We start from the raw sequence: 19,443 nt of genomic DNA on the forward strand, positions 1-19,443 counted from the left end.
TCTTTTTCTATTTTTACGGAAAGGACGTGAAGACATGAAAAAAATAAGAAGTTACACCAGTATTTGGTCAGTAGAAAAAGTGATTTATGCGATTAATGATTTACAACTCCCTTTCCCAATTACCTTTACGCAAATGACATGGTTTATTGTTTCTTTGTTTGTCGTCATACTCTTTGGCAGTTTACCACCACTTTCTCTGATTGACGGAGCACTACTCAAATACTTAGGGATTCCCATTGTTCTCACTGGGTTCATGTGCCAAAAGACCTTTGACGGAAAGAAACCCTATGGATTTCTAAAGTCTATCATTACCTATGCTCTACGCCCTAAAGTAACCTACGCTGGCAAACAAATACGATTAAAAAAAGAAACAATGAATGAATCGATTACGATTGTAAGGAGTGAACAACTAGATGGCATATCCGATTAAATATATGGAAGATAATCTCGTATTTAATCATGATGGCGAAGTATTCGCTTATTATGAATTAATTCCCTATAATTACAGTTTTTTAAGTTCCGATGAAAAAATTCAAGTTCATGATAATTTCTGTCAATTGATTGCCCAAAATCGTGATGGCAAGATTCATGCTCTGCAACTAGCAACCGAATCAAGTATTCGAGCCACACAGGAACAATCGAAAAAAGAAATCACTGGACGATTAAAAGAGATAGCTTACGAAAAAATAGATGAACAGACCGAAGCGTTAATTTCTATGATTGGTGACAATCAAGTAGACTATCGCTTTTTTATTGGTTTTAAACTCTACCTCAATGAACAGGAAGTATCCGTAAAAAATGTTGGGAAAGAAATTCAAAAAGCATTTGCGGAATTCTTTCATGGTGTGAATCACAAATTAATGGGCGATTTTGTTTCTATGCCTATGGCGGAAATCGAACGCTTTTCTAAGATGGAACAGTTGTTAGAAAGTAAATTATCCAGACGCTTTCAGATTCGTAAATTGGAGAAAGATGATTTTGGTTATATTATTGAACATCTTTACGGGCAAACAGGTGTCCCTTTTGATGACTACGACTACCATTTACCGAAACGATACGAAGATAAAAAAGTGTTGGTAAAGAAATACGATATTCTCAAACCCACTCGCTGTTTAATCGAAGAAAATCAACGCTATTTACGGATTGAACAGGAAGATACCACTACTTATGTGGCGTATTTTACAATTAATAGTATTGTTGGTGAATTGGATTTCCCTAATAGTGAAATTTTTTATTACCAGCAACAGCAGTTTACTTTCCCCGTTGATACCAGTATGAATGTTGAAATTGTCGCCAATAAAAAAGCCTTATCTACCGTTCGCAATAAAAAGAAAGAACTGAAAGATTTAGATAGCCACGCATGGGAAAGCGACAACGAAACCAGTACTAATGTGGTGGACGCTTTAGAATCTGTCGATGAATTAGAAAGTAATTTAGACCAAACCAAAGAATCTATGTACAAACTAAGCTATGTGGTACGGGTATCGGCAAAGAATTTGGACGAGCTGAAACAACGTTGTGATGAAGTAAAAGATTTTTATGATGATCTGTCTATCAAATTAGTACGACCTTTTGGCGATATGCTAGGCTTGCATAATGAATTTATTCCCTCAAGCAAGCGATATATCAATGACTATATTCAATATGTCACGTCGGATTTTTTGGCTGGTCTTGGTTTCGGTGCTACACAAATGATTGGTGAAAATTCTGGTATTTACGTCGGTTACAATCTCGATACAGGCAGAAATATTTATCTCCAACCTAGCCTTGCAAGTCAAGGAATTAAAGGCTCTGTAACAAATGCATTAGCGTCCGCTTTTATTGGTTCATTAGGTGGCGGAAAATCATTCTCTAACAATATGCTGGTCTATTATTCAGTACTCTTTGGCGGACAGGCAACCATTGTTGACCCAAAAGCTGAACGTGGTGAATGGAAAGAAACCTTACCTGATATTGCCCATGAAATCAATATTGTTAATCTCACGAGTGAGAACGACAATAAAGGGTTACTTGACCCTTATGTGATTTTAAAACTCCCGAAAGATTCAGAAAGCCTTGCCATTGATATTCTCACGTTCTTAACAGGTATTTCCAGCCGAGATAGCGAGAAGTTTCCTGTCCTGCGTAAAGCTATTCGGAGTGTAACTCAAAGCAAACAACGAGGGTTGTTATTGGTGATTGATGAATTGCGAAAAGAAGATACGCCCATCAGCAATAGTATTGCTGACCATATCGAAAGCTTTGTCGATTATGATTTTGCCCATCTGTTATTCAGTGATGGCAGTGTCACCCAATCCATTAGCTTGGAAAAACAACTCAATATTATTCAAGTGGCAGATTTGGTCTTACCCGATTCCAATAGCTCTTTTGAAGAATACACTACCATGGAATTATTAAGTGTGGCAATGCTGATTGTCATTAGTACCTTTGCTTTAGACTTTATCCACTCTGACCGTTCCATTTTTAAAATTGTTGACCTTGATGAGGCTTGGAGTTTTTTACAAGTGGCACAAGGAAAAGCTCTATCTATGCGATTGGTTCGAGCAGGACGTGCCATGAATGCAGGGGTCTATTTCGTTACTCAAAACGCGGACGATTTACTAGATGAAAAGATGAAGAATAATATTGGCTTGAAATTTGCCTTTCGTTCCACTGACCTAGTGGAAATCAAAAAGACCTTAGAATTTTTTGGTGTGGACAAGGAAGATGAAAACAATCAGAAACGCTTACGTGAATTAGAAAATGGACAATGTTTAGTTTCAGACATCTATGGTCGTGTAGGGGTTATGCAGTTTCACCCGATTTTTGAAGAGTTGCTTCATGCCTTTGATACCAGACCGCCTGTGCGAAATGAGGTGGAAGAATGACACAAAAACAAAAGAAATTTCTTCACTATAGTTGGATAACGCTCCTTTGTGTGGGCGTTATTTTACTTTTATTAGGCACGCTGGGCAATGCAGTACAAGCGACAGGCTTAGTTGATGAAACCATTGATACAAGCAATGAATACTCCAAGTATGGTTTGAATCAATATCAGCTTGATTATTATGTGGACAATAGCTGGGGCTGGCTTCCATGGAATTGGAGTGATGGCATAGGACAATCGGTGATGTATGGATTGTATGCCATTACTAATTTTATTTGGACAATTTCTCTTTATCTATCGAACGCCACAGGTTATTTGGTGAAAGAAGCCTATACCTTAGATTTCATTAGTCAAACATCCCAAGCAATTGGCGAAAACATGCAGACGATTGCAGGCATTACACCGAATGGCTTTTCCAGTTCAGGGTTTTATGTCGGTTTCCTCCTTCTTTTTATTCTCATTGTTGGAATCTATGTTGCCTATACAGGATTGGTTAAGCGAGAAACGACGAAAGTGATACGAGCTGTTTTAAACTTTGTCGTGGTGTTTATTCTATCGGCTTCCTTTATTGCGTATGCACCCGATTATATTGCGAAAATCAATGATTTTTCCAAAGATGTCAGTACCGCCAGTCTGAATATTGGGACAAAAATTGTTCTTCCTAACACGGATAGTCAAGGGAAAGACAGTGTGGACATGATACGTGACAGCTTATTCTCTGTTCAAGTAAAGCAACCATGGCTATTGCTTCAATATGGCTCCACTGATGTAGAAGCGTTAGGGGAAGAACGTGTGGAAAGTTTATTGTCTACCAGTCCAGATACAAACAATGGTGAAGATAGAGAAAATGTAGTGATTGAAGAAATTGAAGATCATGACAATACCTATTTAACCCTACCGAAGACGATTTCCAGATTAGGAACAGTCTTCTTTTTGTTTGTATTCAATATTGGTATCTCGATTTTTGTTTTCCTTCTAACAGGAATCATGATTTTTTCGCAAGTGCTATTTATTATTTTCGCTATGTTTTTGCCAATCAGTTTCCTATTAAGTATGTTGCCGAGTTTTGATGGCATGGGCAGGCATGCCATTACCAAGTTATTTAATGTGATTATGACAAGGGCTGGTATTACCTTGATTATTACCGTTGCCTTTAGTATTTCCACTATGCTTTATTCGCTGTCAGCAAGTTCTCCCTTTTTCATGATTATGTTTTTACAAATTGTGACCTTTGCAGGGATTTATTTTAAACTGGGCGATTTAATGAGCCTATTCTCTTTACAAAGCAACGACTCTCAAAACATGGGCAGACAAGTGTTTCGCAGACCTCGTCAAATGATGAATCGACAAACCAGAAGATTTCAACGCAGTATGAGTAAGATTTTTCGTGGAAAAGCAGGGTCAACGAAGCAAAAGACAATGACAACAAAGCAGAATCAAACCAATAAAGCTAACCATACTCGTCAAAATGAACGGACTACACCAAAGAAAGAAACAGCACTTTCCAATGTGAAAAAGCAACAAGGCGGTATCGGGCAACGATTAGGTGAAAAGACAGCCCATGTATTGGACACGAAAAATCGTCTAGTCAATAAAAGAAAGCAGGCTAAACAACAGATACAGGCGACACCAACCCATGTCAAATATGCCCTTCATCAAGGAAAAGAGAATGTCACTCATAATGTAACAGACTTTAAACAATCTATGGCAGATACCAAAGCTCAACGCAAACAACAGCGTATGAACCAGCAGGAGCAAAAACGAAAGAACATTGCTCAAAAGCGTTTGGAGCTGGATAAAGCAAAAGAAAAAAGACGAAAAGAAAACCCATCATCTCCTGTTCAGAATAACCAGCAGCATGTTCGCAAGCGTCAGCAAACCGTCACGCCTGTTTTGTCACAAAACACTAAACGTGAAAATCATCAGCGACCATTGAAAAAAGAGCAAAAACAAAAGACACCACCGAAGCAATTCAATCAGAGGAAGCTAAATAAAAGAACGGATAAGCGAGGACAACAAACATGAAGCTAAAAATAACAGTGATTTGTAGTGTGGTCTTCTCTCTCTTCTTTTTTCTCTTATTATTCCTAGTCATTTTCTTTGCAGATGATACGGACAGTGGCGAAAACAACAAGGATTCTTCTATTTCACAAGGCGGTGTGACCGTTTCACCAGAAGTGTTGGCACACCGTCCGTTGATTGAAAAATATGGTAAGGAATATGGGATTGAAGACTATGTTTCTTATATCTTAGCCATTATGCAAGTGGAATCGGGCGGTACAGCAGAAGATGTTATGCAAAGTTCCGAATCTTTGGGTTTACCGCCCAACAGTTTGAGTACCGAAGAGTCCATCAAACAAGGGGTTAAATATTTCAGTGAATTATTAACCAGTGCAGAACAACAAGGAGTGGATATAGATTCTGTTATCCAATCTTATAATTATGGCGGTGGCTTTTTAAATTATGTGAGGAGTCATGGGAAAAAATATACCTATGAATTAGCCGAACAGTTTTCTAAAGAGAAGTCGGGTGGTCAAAAAGCAGACTATCCCAATCCCATAGCCATACCTGTGAATGGTGGTTGGCGATATAACTATGGAAATCAGTTTTATGTTCAGTTGGTTTCACAATACCTAACCGACACTTCCCCAACAGAATTTGATGATGAAACCGTGCAAGTCATTATGGACGAAGCCTTGAAATACGAAGGGTTTCCCTATGTCTTTGGAGGGGCGTCGCCTACCACCTCTTTTGATTGTAGTGGCTTAATACAATGGGTGTATGACAAAGCTGGCATTTCTCTCCCTCGTGTCGCCCAAGATCAGTATGACGCTACGCAAGAAATCTCTATGGAAGAAGCCCAAGCAGGCGACCTTATCTTCTTTCATTCAACCTATAATGCAGGCACATATGTGACTCATGTGGCGATATATTTAGAGGGAAATCGCTTTTATCATGCAGGCGACCCAATCGGTTATGGCGACTTAAGCAGTCGTTATTGGCAAGACCATCTGATTGGGGCTAGACGTGTTATTCATAACTAAGAAAGGAATGAATCAAATGATTATAAAAATCGAGCGAAAAGAAAAGAAGGAGAAACCAAAGAAATCTAAAAAACCGAGCAAGCAAAGAAAAGTTCCGATGATTAAAGTTGGCACGCATAAGAAATTAACCTTTGTTTTATGGGTTTTATTGATTGGTAGTGTCGGATTTGGAATCTATAAAAATTTTACTGCCATTGACACTCATACTGTCCGTGAAACAGAAATCATTAAACAGCAGATTGTCGATACCAACCAAGTAGAAAGTTTTGTGAAATCCTTTGCGAAAGACTACTTTTCGTGGCAACAATCCCAAGAAGCCATTGATAAACGAAATGAAAAATTGACCCATTATTTGACGGAAGAATTGCAGGTATTAAATGAAGAAATGATTCGTAAGGATATTCCTACTAGTTCTAGTGTGAACGATATACAGGTGTGGCAGGTTTCTCAAGTGAATGAGAACACCTTTGAGGTACTGTTTTCTGTTGAACAAGTTATTACCGAAGACAAAGACAAGGAAACTATATCGTCTAGCTTTCATGTGGTTGTCCATATAGATGAATCAGATAATATGGTTATTATCAAAAATCCGACAATGAGTAAGAAACCTCAAAAATCGGACTACCAACCCAAACAGCTAGAAAGTGACCATACAGTAGATACAGAAACGATGGACGAAATCACTAGCTTTTTAGAAACGTTCTTCCAGCTCTATCCTACCGCCACAGAAAAAGAATTGACTTACTATGTAAGTAATCATGTGTTACCTATGATTAACAAGGAATATGTTTTCGAGGAATTGGTGAATCCTATCTTTACCAGAAAAGATAACCAAGTAATCGTGAATGTCGCTGTGAAATATTTAGATCAAGAAACAAAGGCAACCCAAATCTCGCAATTTGAGTTGATATTAGAAAAACAAGATAATTGGAAGATTGTAAAATAACAAATATTGGTACATGATTACAGATACTTTGTAATCATGTACTCTTTTTGATAAAAAATTGGAGATTCCTTTACAAATATGCTCTTACGTGCTATTATTTAAGTGACTATTTAAAAGGAGTTAATAAATATGCGGCAAGGTATTCTTAAATAAACTGTCAATTTGATAGCGGGAACAAATAATTAGATGTCCTTTTTTAGGAGGGCTTAGTTTTTTGTACCCAGTTTAAGAATACCTTTATCATGTGATTCTAAAGTATCCAGAGAATATCTGTATGCTTTGTATACCTATGGTTATGCATAAAAATCCCAGTGATAAAAGTATTTATCACTGGGATTTTTATGCCCTTTTGGGTTTTTGAATGGAGGAAAATCACATGAAAATTATTAATATTGGAGTTTTAGCTCATGTTGATGCAGGAAAAACTACCTTAACAGAAAGCTTATTATATAACAGTGGAGCGATTACAGAATTAGGAAGCGTGGACAAAGGTACAACGAGGACGGATAATACGCTTTTAGAACGTCAGAGAGGAATTACAATTCAGACAGGAATAACCTCTTTTCAGTGGGAAAATACGAAGGTGAACATCATAGACACGCCAGGACATATGGATTTCTTAGCAGAAGTATATCGTTCATTATCAGTTTTAGATGGGGCAATTCTACTGATTTCTGCAAAAGATGGCGTACAAGCACAAACTCGTATATTATTTCATGCACTTAGGAAAATGGGGATTCCCACAATCTTTTTTATCAATAAGATTGACCAAAATGGAATTGATTTATCAACGGTTTATCAGGATATTAAAGAGAAACTTTCTGCCGAAATTGTAATCAAACAGAAGGTAGAACTGTATCCTAATATGTGTGTGACGAACTTTACCGAATCTGAACAATGGGATACGGTAATAGAGGGAAACGATGACCTTTTAGAGAAATATATGTCCGGTAAATCATTAGAAGCATTGGAACTCGAACAAGAGGAAAGCATAAGATTTCAGAATTGTTCTCTGTTCCCTCTTTATCATGGAAGTGCAAAAAGTAATATAGGGATTGATAACCTTATAGAAGTTATTACTAATAAATTTTATTCATCAACACATCGAGGTCCGTCTGAACTTTGCGGAAATGTTTTCAAAATTGAATATACAAAAAAAAGACAACGTCTTGCATATATACGCCTTTATAGTGGAGTACTACATTTACGAGATTCGGTTAGAGTATCAGAAAAAGAAAAAATAAAAGTTACAGAAATGTATACTTCAATAAATGGTGAATTATGTAAGATTGATAGAGCTTATTCTGGAGAAATTGTTATTTTGCAAAATGAGTTTTTGAAGTTAAATAGTGTTCTTGGAGATACAAAACTATTGCCACAGAGAAAAAAGATTGAAAATCCGCACCCTCTACTACAAACAACTGTTGAACCGAGTAAACCTGAACAGAGAGAAATGTTGCTTGATGCCCTTTTGGAAATCTCAGATAGTGATCCGCTTCTACGATATTACGTGGATTCTACGACACATGAAATTATACTTTCTTTCTTAGGGAAAGTACAAATGGAAGTGATTAGTGCACTGTTGCAAGAAAAGTATCATGTGGAGATAGAACTAAAAGAGCCTACAGTCATTTATATGGAGAGACCGTTAAAAAATGCAGAATATACCATTCACATCGAAGTGCCGCCAAATCCTTTCTGGGCTTCCATTGGTTTATCTGTATCACCGCTTCCGTTGGGAAGTGGAATGCAGTATGAGAGCTCGGTTTCTCTTGGATACTTAAATCAATCATTTCAAAATGCAGTTATGGAAGGGATACGCTATGGTTGCGAACAAGGATTATATGGTTGGAATGTGACGGATTGTAAAATCTGTTTTAAGTACGGTTTATACTATAGCCCTGTTAGTACTCCAGCAGATTTTCGGATGCTTACTCCTATTGTACTGGAGCAAGCCTTTAGAAAAGCTGGAACAGAATTGTTAGAGCCATATCTTAGTTTTAAAGTTTATGCACCACAGGAATATCTTTCACGGGCATATAACGATGCTCCCAAATATTGTGCAAATATCGTAAATACTCAACTGAAAAATAATGAGGTCATTATTATTGGAGAAATTCCTGCTCGATGTATTCAAGATTATCGCAATGATTTAACTTTTTTTACAAATGGGCTTAGTGTTTGTTTAGCAGAGCTAAAAGGATATCAGGTTACCACTGGCGAACCTGTTTGCCAGACCCGTCGTCTAAATAGTCGGATAGATAAAGTAAGATATATGTTCAATAAAATAACTTAGTGCGTTTTATGTTGTTATATAAATATGGTTTCTTATTAAATAAGATGAAATATTCTTTAATATAGATTTGAATTAAAGTGGAAAGGAGGAGATTGTTATTATAAACTACAAGTGGATATTGTGTCCTATTTGTGGAAATAAAACAAGACTACGAATACGAGTGGATACTATACTTAAAAATTTCCCTTTATACTGCCCCAAATGTAAGAACGAAACTTTAATTAATGTTCAAAAAATGAATATAATAACAATCAAAGAGCCAGACGCCAAGACGCAGAGCCGATAATTTGAGAAATGAAACTCTCATCTTATCGGCTCTTTTTGTTTATCTGAATTTTACTGACTAGCCTTCAATATTTCTTGCTTCATTGATACCTTTTGCTAGTGCTTCCATTAAGGATAGTTCTTTGTCTGTAAAGCTATCCATGTATTTTTCTACCTGTAACCTTCGAGTGCTTTTAATCAAATTATCTGTAGGTAAGAAAAATTCATCAATAGATACATGGAGTAATGATACAAGATCATACAGCACTTGTGTACTTGGGTGTTGTCCTTTGTTTTCTATATTTGTTAAATAACGTGGGTCAATTTCAATCATTGTTCCCACTTGTTCACGAGTGAGACCCCGTTTCATTCGAGCCTCTTTAATCGCTAAACCAACGGCTCTAAAATCGTATTTATCTTCTTTTTTACGCATACTAAATCACCTCTATACATTTTACTGTTCCTATATAACCATAAACAGGTATAGAAAAACATGTTATATAGTTTATGAGTTCCTATAGAACACTGTGGAATTTATTAATGCGATGAATCCAATTTCAAATAGAAAGGTCGCTGATTTTATTTACCTATACAACTTTATAAAATTTAGTCATACTCCTAGAAAGTAGATAAAATTGGCGACTTAATGGAGGGAAAAGTCGCCATGAGAAAGATAATCTGTCATCTAGTTCTCTTAATTAAGTTCTTATCAAAAAAACTTATCCACCTGTACTGGATAGATATGACCATCAATGTGGTTTTGCAGATTACATAGATAGAAAAATCAAAGCATATGAACAGAGAAAACAATCTGTTTATGTGCTTTTTTGGTCACTTAATAAATATCTTTTAGGATTTCTCTTCATTTATGCAACAAATCCCCCTTTCGTGTCGGGGCTTAGTATGAAGGGAGATAAAGAAGCACATGCCACTCCCTTTCACGACAGAAAGGGGGTGAAAAGCATGAAACCATCTTCTTTTCAAGAAACCATAGAAAATCAGTTTGACTATATCTGCAAACAAGTTATTGAAGATGAACGAAAAGATTACTTCAAACATCTAGACAGACTATCAGCAAAAGAAGTCTCGTTTTCTGATATAGATAACTACCTTGTCAACTCTTTTTCTACTGTTGATACGTACGTCACTGATTTCCAACTATTTAAATTATTTGGATTAAGAATCAATGTTGAAAGTGATTTATTAAGTGAAGCCCTGCGTCATCTTTCAGAGAAAAAACGGAACATTATTTTACTTCATTACTTTATGGATATGAGTGATGTGGAGATTGCGGAGTTACTAAATTTGAATCGTTCGACTGTTTATCGTCATCGAATAAGTGGACTAGCCATGATTAAAGAATTCATGAAGGAGTGTAAAGAATGAAAACAACCTATCCAAGGGTTCCCTTCCCCCTCATTGTAAAGGCGACAGATGGCGACGTGGAAGCAATTAATCAGATTGTTAAACATTATCGAGGGTATACCTCAAAACGTTCATTACGTCGCATGACAGACGAATATGGAAATTCTCATATGGTTATTGATGAAACCCTACGTGGCAGAATGGAAACGAAACTCATCTCTAAGATTTTATCGTTCGAAATTAAATAGTCCCATTTTTTCGTGGAAGCGTGTCGAATCGTATCCACGCTTCCCAATTTGGGAGGTTTGTTATTCCATCAAAGCATATTGTGTGTTCAGTAGGTTTTGATAGGCTAACAAGCCAAACGTTCTTTGACAACCAAATAAAGGCAATCGAATACGTTTCGGTAAGAAAAGAGCTGATGAACTAACACGCCATGACCTACAAAATTAGTGAGCGATTCATGTTAGTAATTCGAAAGTAATCTTTAGCAGGATTGCTGCCATGACTTTCTTATCGTGATAATGATACTCCCGTATAGCCATAGTCCGAGCGTTAGAAGCGTCACAGGCAATGGGTACGGCTACATGAGAACCATGCAGAAGTGAAATTCCTGTGAGCTTTGCTAGAGCTGTTCGATTGCTAAGATATTCTTCTCTTGTCAGTGTATTATTATAAAACTATTTGATATAATTATAGGTGAATATTGGAGTTTTCCTAGCCTATAATTGGGAAAGGAGTAATAATGATAACGGTCACAAAAAAGGATTTAGTTGAGCTAGGATATGGAACTTCTTTTTCAGCAGACATCATAAAAAAAGCAAAAGAATTGATGATTACAAAAGGGCATATCTACTATCAATCTCGAAAGCTAGATAGAGTCCCTCGTGAAGCTGTTGAAGAAATTCTAGGAATTCGGTTTTCAAATGAAAACAGGTCTGAGTAGTTTTTGCACAGTAAGGAGTAAAAACTATGGTTAAAGACCCAATAAAAAAAGCAAAGAATGGAACCTATTATTTTCGTGCAAATCTAGGTTATGATTCTAAAGGGAAAAAAATTCAAAAATATCGTAGTGGATTCACTACTAAAAAAGAAGCAAGAGAAGAATATTCGAAACTGCTATTGATGAAACCAGAAGAATTAAGTGAGAATAAGGATAAAATGACGTTTAAACATTATATCTTTGAAATTTTCCTTCCATGGTATAAGACACAGGTAAAGCTCAGAACATATGAAAATCGCTTACCAACTATTAAGAAGCATTTCTCTTATTTTGATAAAATGGCTGTTTCCGATATTGAGCCTATTGATGTGCAAAATTGGCAACTAAAATTATCAAAGAAGTGTAAGTCTTCTTATGTAAGAGCTGTTCAAGGACTATTTTCAGTTGCTATGGATCGAGCAATTGTCCTTGGGATAACCACCACAAATCCATCTAAGATTATTGGCAATGTGAAAAAGCAAAAGTCTAAAATTGAATTTTGGACAAAAGAAGAATTTGAAAAAGTAATCTCTCTAATTTACAAAGAAGATTACTATCAACACTTTTTATTTATCTCTCTGTGGTTTTTATTTATGACTGGAATGCGAATTGGTGAAGCTACTGCCATTCAATGGGAAGATATTGATTTTGACTCAGGAGTACTAACCATCAACAAAACACTCTATTACAAGAATCAATCGAATTATAGATTTGTTGAACCAAAAACAAAGGCGAGCGTTCGTCATATTGTATTAGATAAATGCACATTAACTTATTTATCCGAATGGAAGGAAGTACAACAAAATCTAATTCAGACAGACTTTGTAATGAGCTATAACGGTATTCCTACCCAAAAACATACACTATCATATGCTATTGAACGCTATGCTAAGCTGGCTGGTATCCATCGAATCAGAATCCATGGGTTACGGCATTCTCATGCTTCCTTGTTAATCAGTATGGGAGAAAATCCACTTATCATTAAAGATCGTCTAGGACACGAAGATATTGAGACGACTTTAGGAACGTATGGACATCTTTATCCTAACAGTAATTTCGAGGTAGCTAACAAATTAAATGGAGCCATTTCCTTTAAAGAAGCAAAACAAAATTATGATACTTCACCAAAGAATCAATTTACTGTAGACTACTTGCGAAACAAAGAAATGAAAAAAGTGCAATAAAAGTGCAGTAAAAAGATAAGAAGAGCCAGAAACCCTTGGTATAAGAGGATTTCTAGCTCTCCTACAACTACTCCCACTCCACAGTAGCTGGTGGCTTACTCGTAATATCATACACAATCCGATTCACATGATCGACTTCATTAACGATGCGTACGGAAATTTTTTGTAAGACGTCCCAAGGGATTCTTGCAAAGTCAGCTGTCATCCCATCGATTGAAGTGACTGCGCGGATACCGATTGTATAATCATAAGTTCGGCCATCGCCCATAACACCTACAGAACGAATGCCTGGTAAGACAGTAAAGTACTGCCAGATGTCACGGTCAAGTCCAGCTTTAGCAATTTCTTCTCGTAAAATCCAATCTGATTCACGAACGATTTCTAGTTTTTCTTCAGTTAGATCACCGATTACTCGAATACCTAAGCCAGGGCCGGGGAAAGGTTGGCGCCAAACGATTTCGTCAGGCATGCCAAGTTGTGTTCCTAGCTCGCGGACTTCATCTTTGAACAAAGTATTTAAAGGTTCGATTAATTCAAATTGCATATCTTCTGGTAATCCACCAACGTTATGGTGAGATTTAATGGTTTGGGCAGTTTCAGTCCCAGATTCAATGACATCGGTATAAAGAGTTCCTTGTGCTAAGAAGCCAACGCCATCTTTAGCTAATTTTGTTGCTTCATCATCAAAGACATAAACAAATTCGTTACCGATAATTTTGCGTTTAGTTTCTGGATCAGAAACGCCAGCAAGTTTGTCCATAAAGCGTTTTTTCGCGTCGACTTTAATGATGTTTAAGCCGAATTTTCCGCCTAGACTTTCCATTACTTGGTCGCCTTCATTTTTACGTAATAAACCATGGTCAACGAAAATAGAAGTTAATTGATCACCAATGGCTTTTTGTAAAAGAACACCGACAACACTTGAATCAACGCCGCCAGATAAGCCTAATAAGACTTTTTTATCGCCGACTTGTTCACGGATTTTTGCGATTTGCATGTCGATAAAGTTATCCATACTCCAGTCGCCTTTACAGTGACAAACGTCAAAAGCAAAATGGCGTAATAATTCATTTCCATATTCTGAATGACGAACTTCAGCGTGGTATTGGATACCATAAAAGTTGCGTTTAGTATCTTGAATTGAAGCGATTGGGCAATCAATAGAAGTTGCGACTGTCTCAAATCCAGTTGGGACTTCTGTGACTAAATCACCGTGGCTCATCCAAACAGTTTGTTCTTTTGGTGTGCCGGCAAACAAAATAGCTTCTTGGTCTAATACTTCTAAAGTTGCTTTTCCGTATTCACGGTTTTTAGCGGGTTCAACTTTTCCACCTAATTGATAAGTAATCAGTTGCATGCCGTAACAAATACCTAAAACAGGAATGCCTAGTTCAAAGATTTCTGGATCAATTGAAAAAGCTCCTTCGTCATAAACACTATTAGGACCACCAGATAAGATGATACCTTTAGGATTCATAGCTTTGACTTCAGCTGCAGTAATCCGATGGCTTAGTAGTTCAGAAAAAACGCCAAATTCACGGATGCGGCGCGTAATCAATTGGTTATATTGGCTACCGTAATCTAGTACAATAATTTTTTCAACGTCTGTCATTTCTGCGGAAACGTTCGTCACAGTTATTACCTCTATTCTTTCATTATTTTATCTAAAAAAGCAGATGCTCTTTTGCAAAGTTTAGTACTTCCGAATAAAAATCTCATCAATATTATGATGAATCGTCTTATGGAGAATCACGTCTGCTCGACCACGTGTCGGTAGGATGTATTCCATCAGATTTTTCAAATTGACATTTTGCCAAACATTTTCAGCCATAGCTAAGGCTTCTTTGCGGTCACCAATCGCATAGTCATAATAGTAATTGGTAGGGTCTTGAAAAGCTGTATCCAACAATGATTCAAAGCGTTCCAAATACCATTTTTCAATTAATGAAGGTTTTGCGTCTACAAAAATTGAAAAATCAAAAAAGTCACTAACATAGATTTGTTGGTTAGCTGGCAATTGTAAAGTATTGATCCCTTCAACAATTAAAATATCCGGTTGGTCAATGATTTCCACTTCGTCTTCAATAATGTCATAGACGTTATGGGAATATTTCGGAATTTCGATATTCTTTTCGCCAGATTTTACTGCATTCAAGAAATCGATTAGTTTTTCCATATCATAACTTTCAGGAAATCCTTTACGATCCATGATGCCTTTTTTTTCCAGCTCTGCATTAGGATACAAGAAGCCGTCCGTTGTAATCAACTGGACAGAACTGTGGGGAAAGAGTCGGTCTAACAAAGTTTGCAGCAAGCGTGCTGTTGTACTTTTTCCGACTGCCACACTACCGGCAATCCCAATAATAAATGGTGGAACTTTTACGTAACGATGTAAAAATAAACCTTTACTTAAAGTCAACGACTCAAAATCTTTCATGTATAGATGAATCAGATGACATAAAGGAATGTACACATCCGCTACATCTTGCATAGAAATCCGGTCATTTAAACTTTTGATACTATCTAGTTCTTCTTGTGTTAAAGGCGTGTCGCCAGAATAAAAATCTTGCCATTTTTCACGGGGAATTTGATAGTAATTACCTTTTCCATTCATTTGCTTCTCCTAACTTCGAATACTGGGCTTATTTTATCATAAAACGCCGAACTTTGCCGACTGATTCAGAAAAAATACTGAGAGAGTCGACGCTTTGATTTTTTTCATTTCATGGTATCATTAAAGTAAATTTCTAGGAGGCGTAACGATGAAAAAGATTGTGTTATTCGGTGACAGTTTGGCAGCAGGCTATTATGAAGGTGCCAGTACCAGTATGCTAGACGAAATTACTATTAAAGAATTAACTGGCATGGGCTTTCCTGGCTATCAAATCGTTAATTTAGGTGTTCCAGGAGAAACTTCAGCAGAAGGTTTGAATCGAGTAGATCAAGCAGTGGCAGAAAACCCAGATTTTGTTGCTATCATGTTGGGTTCAAATGATTCATTAAATCAAAGTGCCACGCCTGAAGAATATGCTAAGACGATGAAACAAATTATTGGGAAATTTCCAGCAGAAAAAGTTATTGTACTTTCACCAAGTTATGTCGATGAGCAAGTTTGTGCCGATGGCAATAATCAGCGACAACAAGAATATGTTGCTGCGCTTAAAGAGGCTGCTGGAGAAATGGGTGTGAATATGATTGATTTATATCATCATATGACCGTTTATCCGGTGCCAACTGAATTTTTAGGGAGTGATGGCTTGCATCCATCAGAAGAAGGCTATGATTTTATCGGTGCCTTAATTGCCCGTGATATAAAAAATAAATTATTAGGATAAAAATTTTATGACAAATCATTATTATTCAGAAAATCCCGAAACAGAGCATCAATTAAAGTATTGGTCATTTCCATTATTAGGAAAAGAATTTCAATTTGTAACGGATAGTGGTGTTTTTTCCCGCGAAACTGTCGATTTTGGTTCACGTTTATTGATTGAATCTTTTGATGCTAACGAATTACCAGCAGGTACTATTTTAGATGTTGGTTGCGGTTATGGTCCAATCGGTTTAGCTTTGGTCTATGATACAAAACTTCCGGTAGAAATGATTGATGTAAATAATCGAGCAATCGAACTAGCAAAACAAAATGCTGAAAAAAATCAACTGACTGCAGATATTCATCAATCCAATATCTATGCCGATTTACACCAAAAAGAATATGCTGCAATTATTAGCAATCCACCAATTCGTGCCGGAAAAAAAGTAGTCCACGAAATTTTAAGCGGGGCCTTTGATTTATTAAAACCGCAAGGCAGCTTGACTATTGTGATTCAAAAAAAACAAGGGGCGCCTAGCGCCAAAAATAAAATGGCTGAAGTATTTGGAAATGTCGAAACAATTGCTAAAGATAAGGGTTATTTTATTTTAAAAAGTATCAAGGAATGAGGGTAGCTTAGCTGCCCTTATTTTTGTGTAAAAAAAGGCTTTCAAATCGTAGATAGCTTTGCTAAACTGATGACGAAAAGCAAAGGAGGTCCCCTATGAAAATCACAATTAAAAAAATTGCTGAATTGGCAGGCGTCTCTGTCACCACTGTTTCGCAAATTTTAAATAATAAAGGTAATCGCTTTAGCGAGAAGACACGCCGGAAAGTTTTGGATATCGTTGAAGAATATGATTACAAACCCGATTTTTTTGCGGCTAATTTAATTAACCGTCATTCTAAGACAATTGGCATGATTGTTCCAGATGTGACTGACTTTTTTTTCTCGAAAGTGATTGAAGGGGTGGAAAGTTATTTAAATCCTTTAGGCTACATGATCATTTTGTGCAATTCCCGTCATGATCGTGAACAAGAAAGATTGTTATTGAACGAATTATCTCATCGTTCGGTGGACGGTATTTTAATTGCAACGCCGCATAAATTGTCACCGGAGCAAGCTTTAGATAGTGAATTTTATCGTAATCATCCAGTGGTTTTAATTGACCGTGGTTTTAATGACCGTGATTGGGGACAACTGTTGGTGGAAGAATATGCCGGAGCACAAGAAGTGGTTCGTATGTTAGTTAAACAAGGACATCGCCATATCGGTATGCTAAAAGAAAATGAAGGCTATTACCAGCTTTCTGAACGAGAAAATGCATATAAGCAAGTAATTTTTGAAAATCAATTACCCTTCAAGAAAAGTTATGTTGCGACAGGCAATTTAACTATTGAAGGTGGTTATCACGCTGCCAGAGAAGTTTTAAAAAATAAAGAAATTACTGCTATTTTTTGCGGCAATGATGAAATGGCGATTGGTGCTTATCAAGCAATTTATGAAGCTGGTTTGAAAATTCCTGAAGATATTTCAGTGGTTGGTTTCGATGGATTAGAAATTAGTGAATATATGGTTCCACCTTTGACAACGGTTTTTCAACCAAGTTTCGAAATTGGTTTTTCAGCTGCAAAGTTTTTAGTAGACGCAATTAATTTTCCTTCACAGCGAATTCCGAATAAAATCTTTCGAACTAAATTAATTATTCGTGAGAGTGTAAAAAAATTAGATGAGGCTTGACAAATCACCTAGCCCTCTATACAATAACGTTGTTAGCGTTTTCCGAAAGCGCTTTGTTCTTTAGTAAACTGTTTTACTAAAGTGGTTTACCTTTTGCGTTTTTGTTGTATAATGTCACTAAGTTTGGAGGATTTATAAAATGAGAATGGTTGACTTGATCGAAAAAAAACGTGACGGACAGACCTTAACCAAAGAAGAAATTGATTTTATTATTTCGGGTTATACCGAGGAATCAATTCCTGATTATCAAATGAGTGCCTTGTTGATGGCAATATTTTATCAAGATATGACTGATGAAGAGATTACTTCATTAACAATGGCAATGGCAAATTCTGGAGAAATTATTGACTTGTCCTCAATTGAAGGAATCAAAGTAGATAAACATTCAACAGGTGGTGTAGGCGATACGACGACTTTAGTTTTAGCGCCACTCGTTGCTAGTGTCGGTGTCCCAGTTGCTAAGATGTCAGGTCGTGGGTTAGGTTTTACCGGAGGAACTTTAGATAAGTTTGAATCGATTCCAGGATTCAAGATTGAATTATCTGAACAAGAATTTATTGATATTGTAAATAAAAGTAAGGTAGCAGTCATTGGTCAGTCTGGGAATCTCGCACCGGCAGACAAAAAATTATATGCTTTAAGAGATGTGACTGCGACTGTGGATTCAATTCCACTTATTGCCAGCTCAATCATGAGTAAAAAAATTGCGGCGGGTGCGGATGCAATTGTCTTAGATGTGACAACTGGTGAAGGTGCCTTTATGAAAAACATTGATGATGCCAAACGCTTAGCCAAAACCATGGTAAGAATTGGTCATCTAGCTGGCCGTCAAACAATGGCGGTAATTTCTGATATGTCAGAGCCTTTGGGTGAAGCGATTGGAAATAGTCTTGAGATTGTTGAAGCAATCGATACTTTGAAAGGTCAAGGTCCAGAAGATTTAACTGAGATGTGCTACGTCTTAGGCAGTCAGATGGTCGTACTGGCCAAGCAAGCAAGCAGCTTAGAAGATGCTAGAAAAATGTTGGAAGAAGCTTTAGCGTCAGGTAAAGCTTTAGAAAAATTCCGTGAAATGGTGATAGATCAAGGTGGAGACGTAACTGTAATCGATCAACCAGAAAAACTATTAACAGCAAAATATGAAATTGCCTTGCCAGCAAAAATGTCTGGCTATGTAGAAGAGTTAGTCGCAAATGAAATTGGGATCGCAGCTATGTTACTGGGTGCTGGTCGTAAAACCAAAGAAGATGCGATTGATCATGCTGTGGGTATTAAGCTTCACAAAAAAATTGGTGACAAAGTTGCAGCAGGAGAAAGCTTGCTGACAATTTATGCAAATGAAGAAAATGTCGAGAACGTGAAAGAATTGCTATATGACAACATTAAAATTAGCGACCAGTTCACTGAGCCAACATTGATTCATGCAATTATTACAGAATAGG

Annotated in this window: 18 protein-coding genes and 1 pseudogene; 16 read left to right on the forward strand and 3 right to left on the reverse strand. The window is 36.8% G+C overall.

The genetic code is table 11. From position 1 onward, the window contains the following. Nucleotides 1-34: 34 nt before the first annotated feature. The 8 genes and pseudogenes from ACVWNY_RS00670 to ACVWNY_RS00705 all read left to right on the forward strand — a co-directional run bounded on the left by ACVWNY_RS00670 (nt 35) and on the right by ACVWNY_RS00705 (nt 9,438). Nucleotides 35-430: a conjugal transfer protein gene (locus tag ACVWNY_RS00670; RefSeq protein ID WP_000723887.1), complete on the forward strand. Its 396-nt coding sequence runs from the start codon at nt 35-37 to the stop codon at nt 428-430. After that, nucleotides 414-2,867 (forward strand): conjugal transfer ATPase TcpF, encoded by a 2,454-nt coding sequence (gene tcpF / locus ACVWNY_RS00675; protein WP_000331165.1) that lies wholly within the window; start codon nt 414-416, stop codon nt 2,865-2,867. The genes ACVWNY_RS00670 and tcpF overlap by 17 nt, the downstream gene beginning before the upstream one ends. Then, nucleotides 2,864-4,891 carry a CD3337/EF1877 family mobilome membrane protein gene (locus ACVWNY_RS00680; RefSeq protein WP_002317539.1) on the forward strand — a complete coding sequence of 676 codons (2,028 nt, stop codon included), beginning with the start codon at nt 2,864-2,866 and terminating at the stop codon, nt 4,889-4,891. The genes tcpF and ACVWNY_RS00680 overlap by 4 nt, the downstream gene beginning before the upstream one ends. Further along, on the forward strand, nt 4,888-5,910 hold the full coding sequence (locus tag ACVWNY_RS00685; protein WP_000768374.1) for a bifunctional lytic transglycosylase/C40 family peptidase: 1,023 nt from the start codon (nt 4,888-4,890) through the stop codon (nt 5,908-5,910). The genes ACVWNY_RS00680 and ACVWNY_RS00685 overlap by 4 nt, the downstream gene beginning before the upstream one ends. A 16-nt stretch (nt 5,911-5,926) precedes the next feature. Next, nucleotides 5,927-6,856, forward strand: coding sequence for a conjugal transfer protein (locus ACVWNY_RS00690; protein WP_000584387.1), 930 nt, complete (start codon nt 5,927-5,929; stop codon nt 6,854-6,856). A gap of 313 nt (nt 6,857-7,169) precedes the next feature. After that, nucleotides 7,170-7,217: pseudogene (locus tag ACVWNY_RS00695) on the forward strand (hypothetical protein); the annotation flags it as partial. Nucleotides 7,218-7,232: 15 nt separating this feature from the next. Then, nucleotides 7,233-9,152, forward strand: a complete 1,920-nt coding sequence (tet(M), locus tag ACVWNY_RS00700) for a tetracycline resistance ribosomal protection protein Tet(M) (RefSeq protein ID WP_000691737.1) — start codon at nt 7,233-7,235, stop codon at nt 9,150-9,152. A 118-nt stretch (nt 9,153-9,270) separates the two neighbouring features. Continuing rightward, nucleotides 9,271-9,438: a cysteine-rich KTR domain-containing protein gene (locus ACVWNY_RS00705; RefSeq protein WP_001803271.1), complete on the forward strand. Its 168-nt coding sequence runs from the start codon at nt 9,271-9,273 to the stop codon at nt 9,436-9,438. Between the two features lie 57 nt (nt 9,439-9,495). On the opposite strand, the gene ACVWNY_RS00710 is transcribed toward ACVWNY_RS00705, so the two are convergent. Continuing rightward, a complete protein-coding gene (locus ACVWNY_RS00710) occupies nt 9,496-9,849 on the reverse strand; it encodes a helix-turn-helix domain-containing protein (protein WP_001227350.1) in 354 nt (117 codons plus the stop codon). 530 nt (nt 9,850-10,379) lie between these two features. Here ACVWNY_RS00710 and ACVWNY_RS00715 point away from each other — a divergent pair. From ACVWNY_RS00715 to ACVWNY_RS00730, 4 genes are all read left to right on the forward strand, one after another. Then, nucleotides 10,380-10,802, forward strand: coding sequence for an RNA polymerase sigma factor (locus ACVWNY_RS00715; protein ID WP_000804879.1), 423 nt, complete (start codon nt 10,380-10,382; stop codon nt 10,800-10,802). Further along, the gene (locus tag ACVWNY_RS00720) at nt 10,799-11,029 is read left to right on the forward strand and encodes a helix-turn-helix domain-containing protein (RefSeq protein WP_002317542.1); all 231 of its coding nucleotides are present in this window, start codon (nt 10,799-10,801) and stop codon (nt 11,027-11,029) included. Before ACVWNY_RS00715 ends, ACVWNY_RS00720 begins: the two co-directional genes overlap by 4 nt. A gap of 497 nt (nt 11,030-11,526) precedes the next feature. After that, a complete protein-coding gene (locus ACVWNY_RS00725; RefSeq protein WP_000633907.1) occupies nt 11,527-11,727 on the forward strand; it encodes a DUF3173 family protein in 201 nt (66 codons plus the stop codon). Between the two features lie 26 nt (nt 11,728-11,753). Further along, nucleotides 11,754-12,947 (forward strand): site-specific integrase, encoded by a 1,194-nt coding sequence (locus tag ACVWNY_RS00730; RefSeq protein ID WP_000237797.1) that lies wholly within the window; start codon nt 11,754-11,756, stop codon nt 12,945-12,947. Between the two features lie 67 nt (nt 12,948-13,014). Here ACVWNY_RS00730 and guaA read toward each other — a convergent pair whose 3' ends face one another. Then, a complete protein-coding gene (gene guaA / locus ACVWNY_RS00735; RefSeq protein WP_438719005.1) occupies nt 13,015-14,580 on the reverse strand; it encodes a glutamine-hydrolyzing GMP synthase in 1,566 nt (521 codons plus the stop codon). A 60-nt stretch (nt 14,581-14,640) separates the two neighbouring features. Further along, complete coding sequence (coaA, locus tag ACVWNY_RS00740) at nt 14,641-15,561, reverse strand: type I pantothenate kinase (protein WP_454071533.1); 921 nt, start codon at nt 15,559-15,561, stop codon at nt 14,641-14,643. A 148-nt stretch (nt 15,562-15,709) separates the two neighbouring features. Here coaA and ACVWNY_RS00745 point away from each other — a divergent pair, with 148 nt between their 5' ends. The 4 genes from ACVWNY_RS00745 to ACVWNY_RS00760 all read left to right on the forward strand — a co-directional run bounded on the left by ACVWNY_RS00745 (nt 15,710) and on the right by ACVWNY_RS00760 (nt 19,442). Next, entirely contained in the window at nt 15,710-16,282 is a 573-nt protein-coding gene (locus ACVWNY_RS00745) for an SGNH/GDSL hydrolase family protein (RefSeq protein WP_454071534.1), read from the forward strand. Nucleotides 16,283-16,289: 7 nt separating this feature from the next. After that, complete coding sequence (locus tag ACVWNY_RS00750) at nt 16,290-16,889, forward strand: class I SAM-dependent methyltransferase (protein WP_218327042.1); 600 nt, start codon at nt 16,290-16,292, stop codon at nt 16,887-16,889. Between the two features lie 95 nt (nt 16,890-16,984). After that, nucleotides 16,985-18,001 carry a LacI family DNA-binding transcriptional regulator gene (locus ACVWNY_RS00755; RefSeq protein WP_218327041.1) on the forward strand — a complete coding sequence of 339 codons (1,017 nt, stop codon included), beginning with the start codon at nt 16,985-16,987 and terminating at the stop codon, nt 17,999-18,001. A gap of 139 nt (nt 18,002-18,140) precedes the next feature. After that, nucleotides 18,141-19,442, forward strand: a complete 1,302-nt coding sequence (locus ACVWNY_RS00760) for a pyrimidine-nucleoside phosphorylase (protein ID WP_454071535.1) — start codon at nt 18,141-18,143, stop codon at nt 19,440-19,442. The last annotated feature ends 1 nt before the right edge of the window (nt 19,443 follow it).

Source organism: Enterococcus sp. JNUCC 77 (assembly GCF_054819945.1).

Coding starts and splice junctions, on each gene's coding strand:
- ACVWNY_RS00685 (WP_000768374.1), top strand. CDS start 4,888: ATGAAGCTAAAAATAACAGTGATTTGTAGTGTGGTCTTCTCTCTCTTC.
- ACVWNY_RS00690 (WP_000584387.1), top strand. CDS start 5,927: ATGATTATAAAAATCGAGCGAAAAGAAAAGAAGGAGAAACCAAAGAAA.
- ACVWNY_RS00725 (WP_000633907.1), top strand. CDS start 11,527: ATGATAACGGTCACAAAAAAGGATTTAGTTGAGCTAGGATATGGAACT.
- ACVWNY_RS00730 (WP_000237797.1), top strand. CDS start 11,754: ATGGTTAAAGACCCAATAAAAAAAGCAAAGAATGGAACCTATTATTTT.
- ACVWNY_RS00745 (WP_454071534.1), top strand. CDS start 15,710: ATGAAAAAGATTGTGTTATTCGGTGACAGTTTGGCAGCAGGCTATTAT.
- ACVWNY_RS00680 (WP_002317539.1), top strand. CDS start 2,864: ATGACACAAAAACAAAAGAAATTTCTTCACTATAGTTGGATAACGCTC.
- ACVWNY_RS00710 (WP_001227350.1), bottom strand. CDS start 9,849: ATGCGTAAAAAAGAAGATAAATACGATTTTAGAGCCGTTGGTTTAGCG.
- ACVWNY_RS00670 (WP_000723887.1), top strand. CDS start 35: ATGAAAAAAATAAGAAGTTACACCAGTATTTGGTCAGTAGAAAAAGTG.
- ACVWNY_RS00750 (WP_218327042.1), top strand. CDS start 16,290: ATGACAAATCATTATTATTCAGAAAATCCCGAAACAGAGCATCAATTA.
- coaA (WP_454071533.1), bottom strand. CDS start 15,561: ATGAATGGAAAAGGTAATTACTATCAAATTCCCCGTGAAAAATGGCAA.
- ACVWNY_RS00755 (WP_218327041.1), top strand. CDS start 16,985: ATGAAAATCACAATTAAAAAAATTGCTGAATTGGCAGGCGTCTCTGTC.
- ACVWNY_RS00760 (WP_454071535.1), top strand. CDS start 18,141: ATGAGAATGGTTGACTTGATCGAAAAAAAACGTGACGGACAGACCTTA.
- ACVWNY_RS00715 (WP_000804879.1), top strand. CDS start 10,380: ATGAAACCATCTTCTTTTCAAGAAACCATAGAAAATCAGTTTGACTAT.
- ACVWNY_RS00720 (WP_002317542.1), top strand. CDS start 10,799: ATGAAAACAACCTATCCAAGGGTTCCCTTCCCCCTCATTGTAAAGGCG.
- tcpF (WP_000331165.1), top strand. CDS start 414: ATGGCATATCCGATTAAATATATGGAAGATAATCTCGTATTTAATCAT.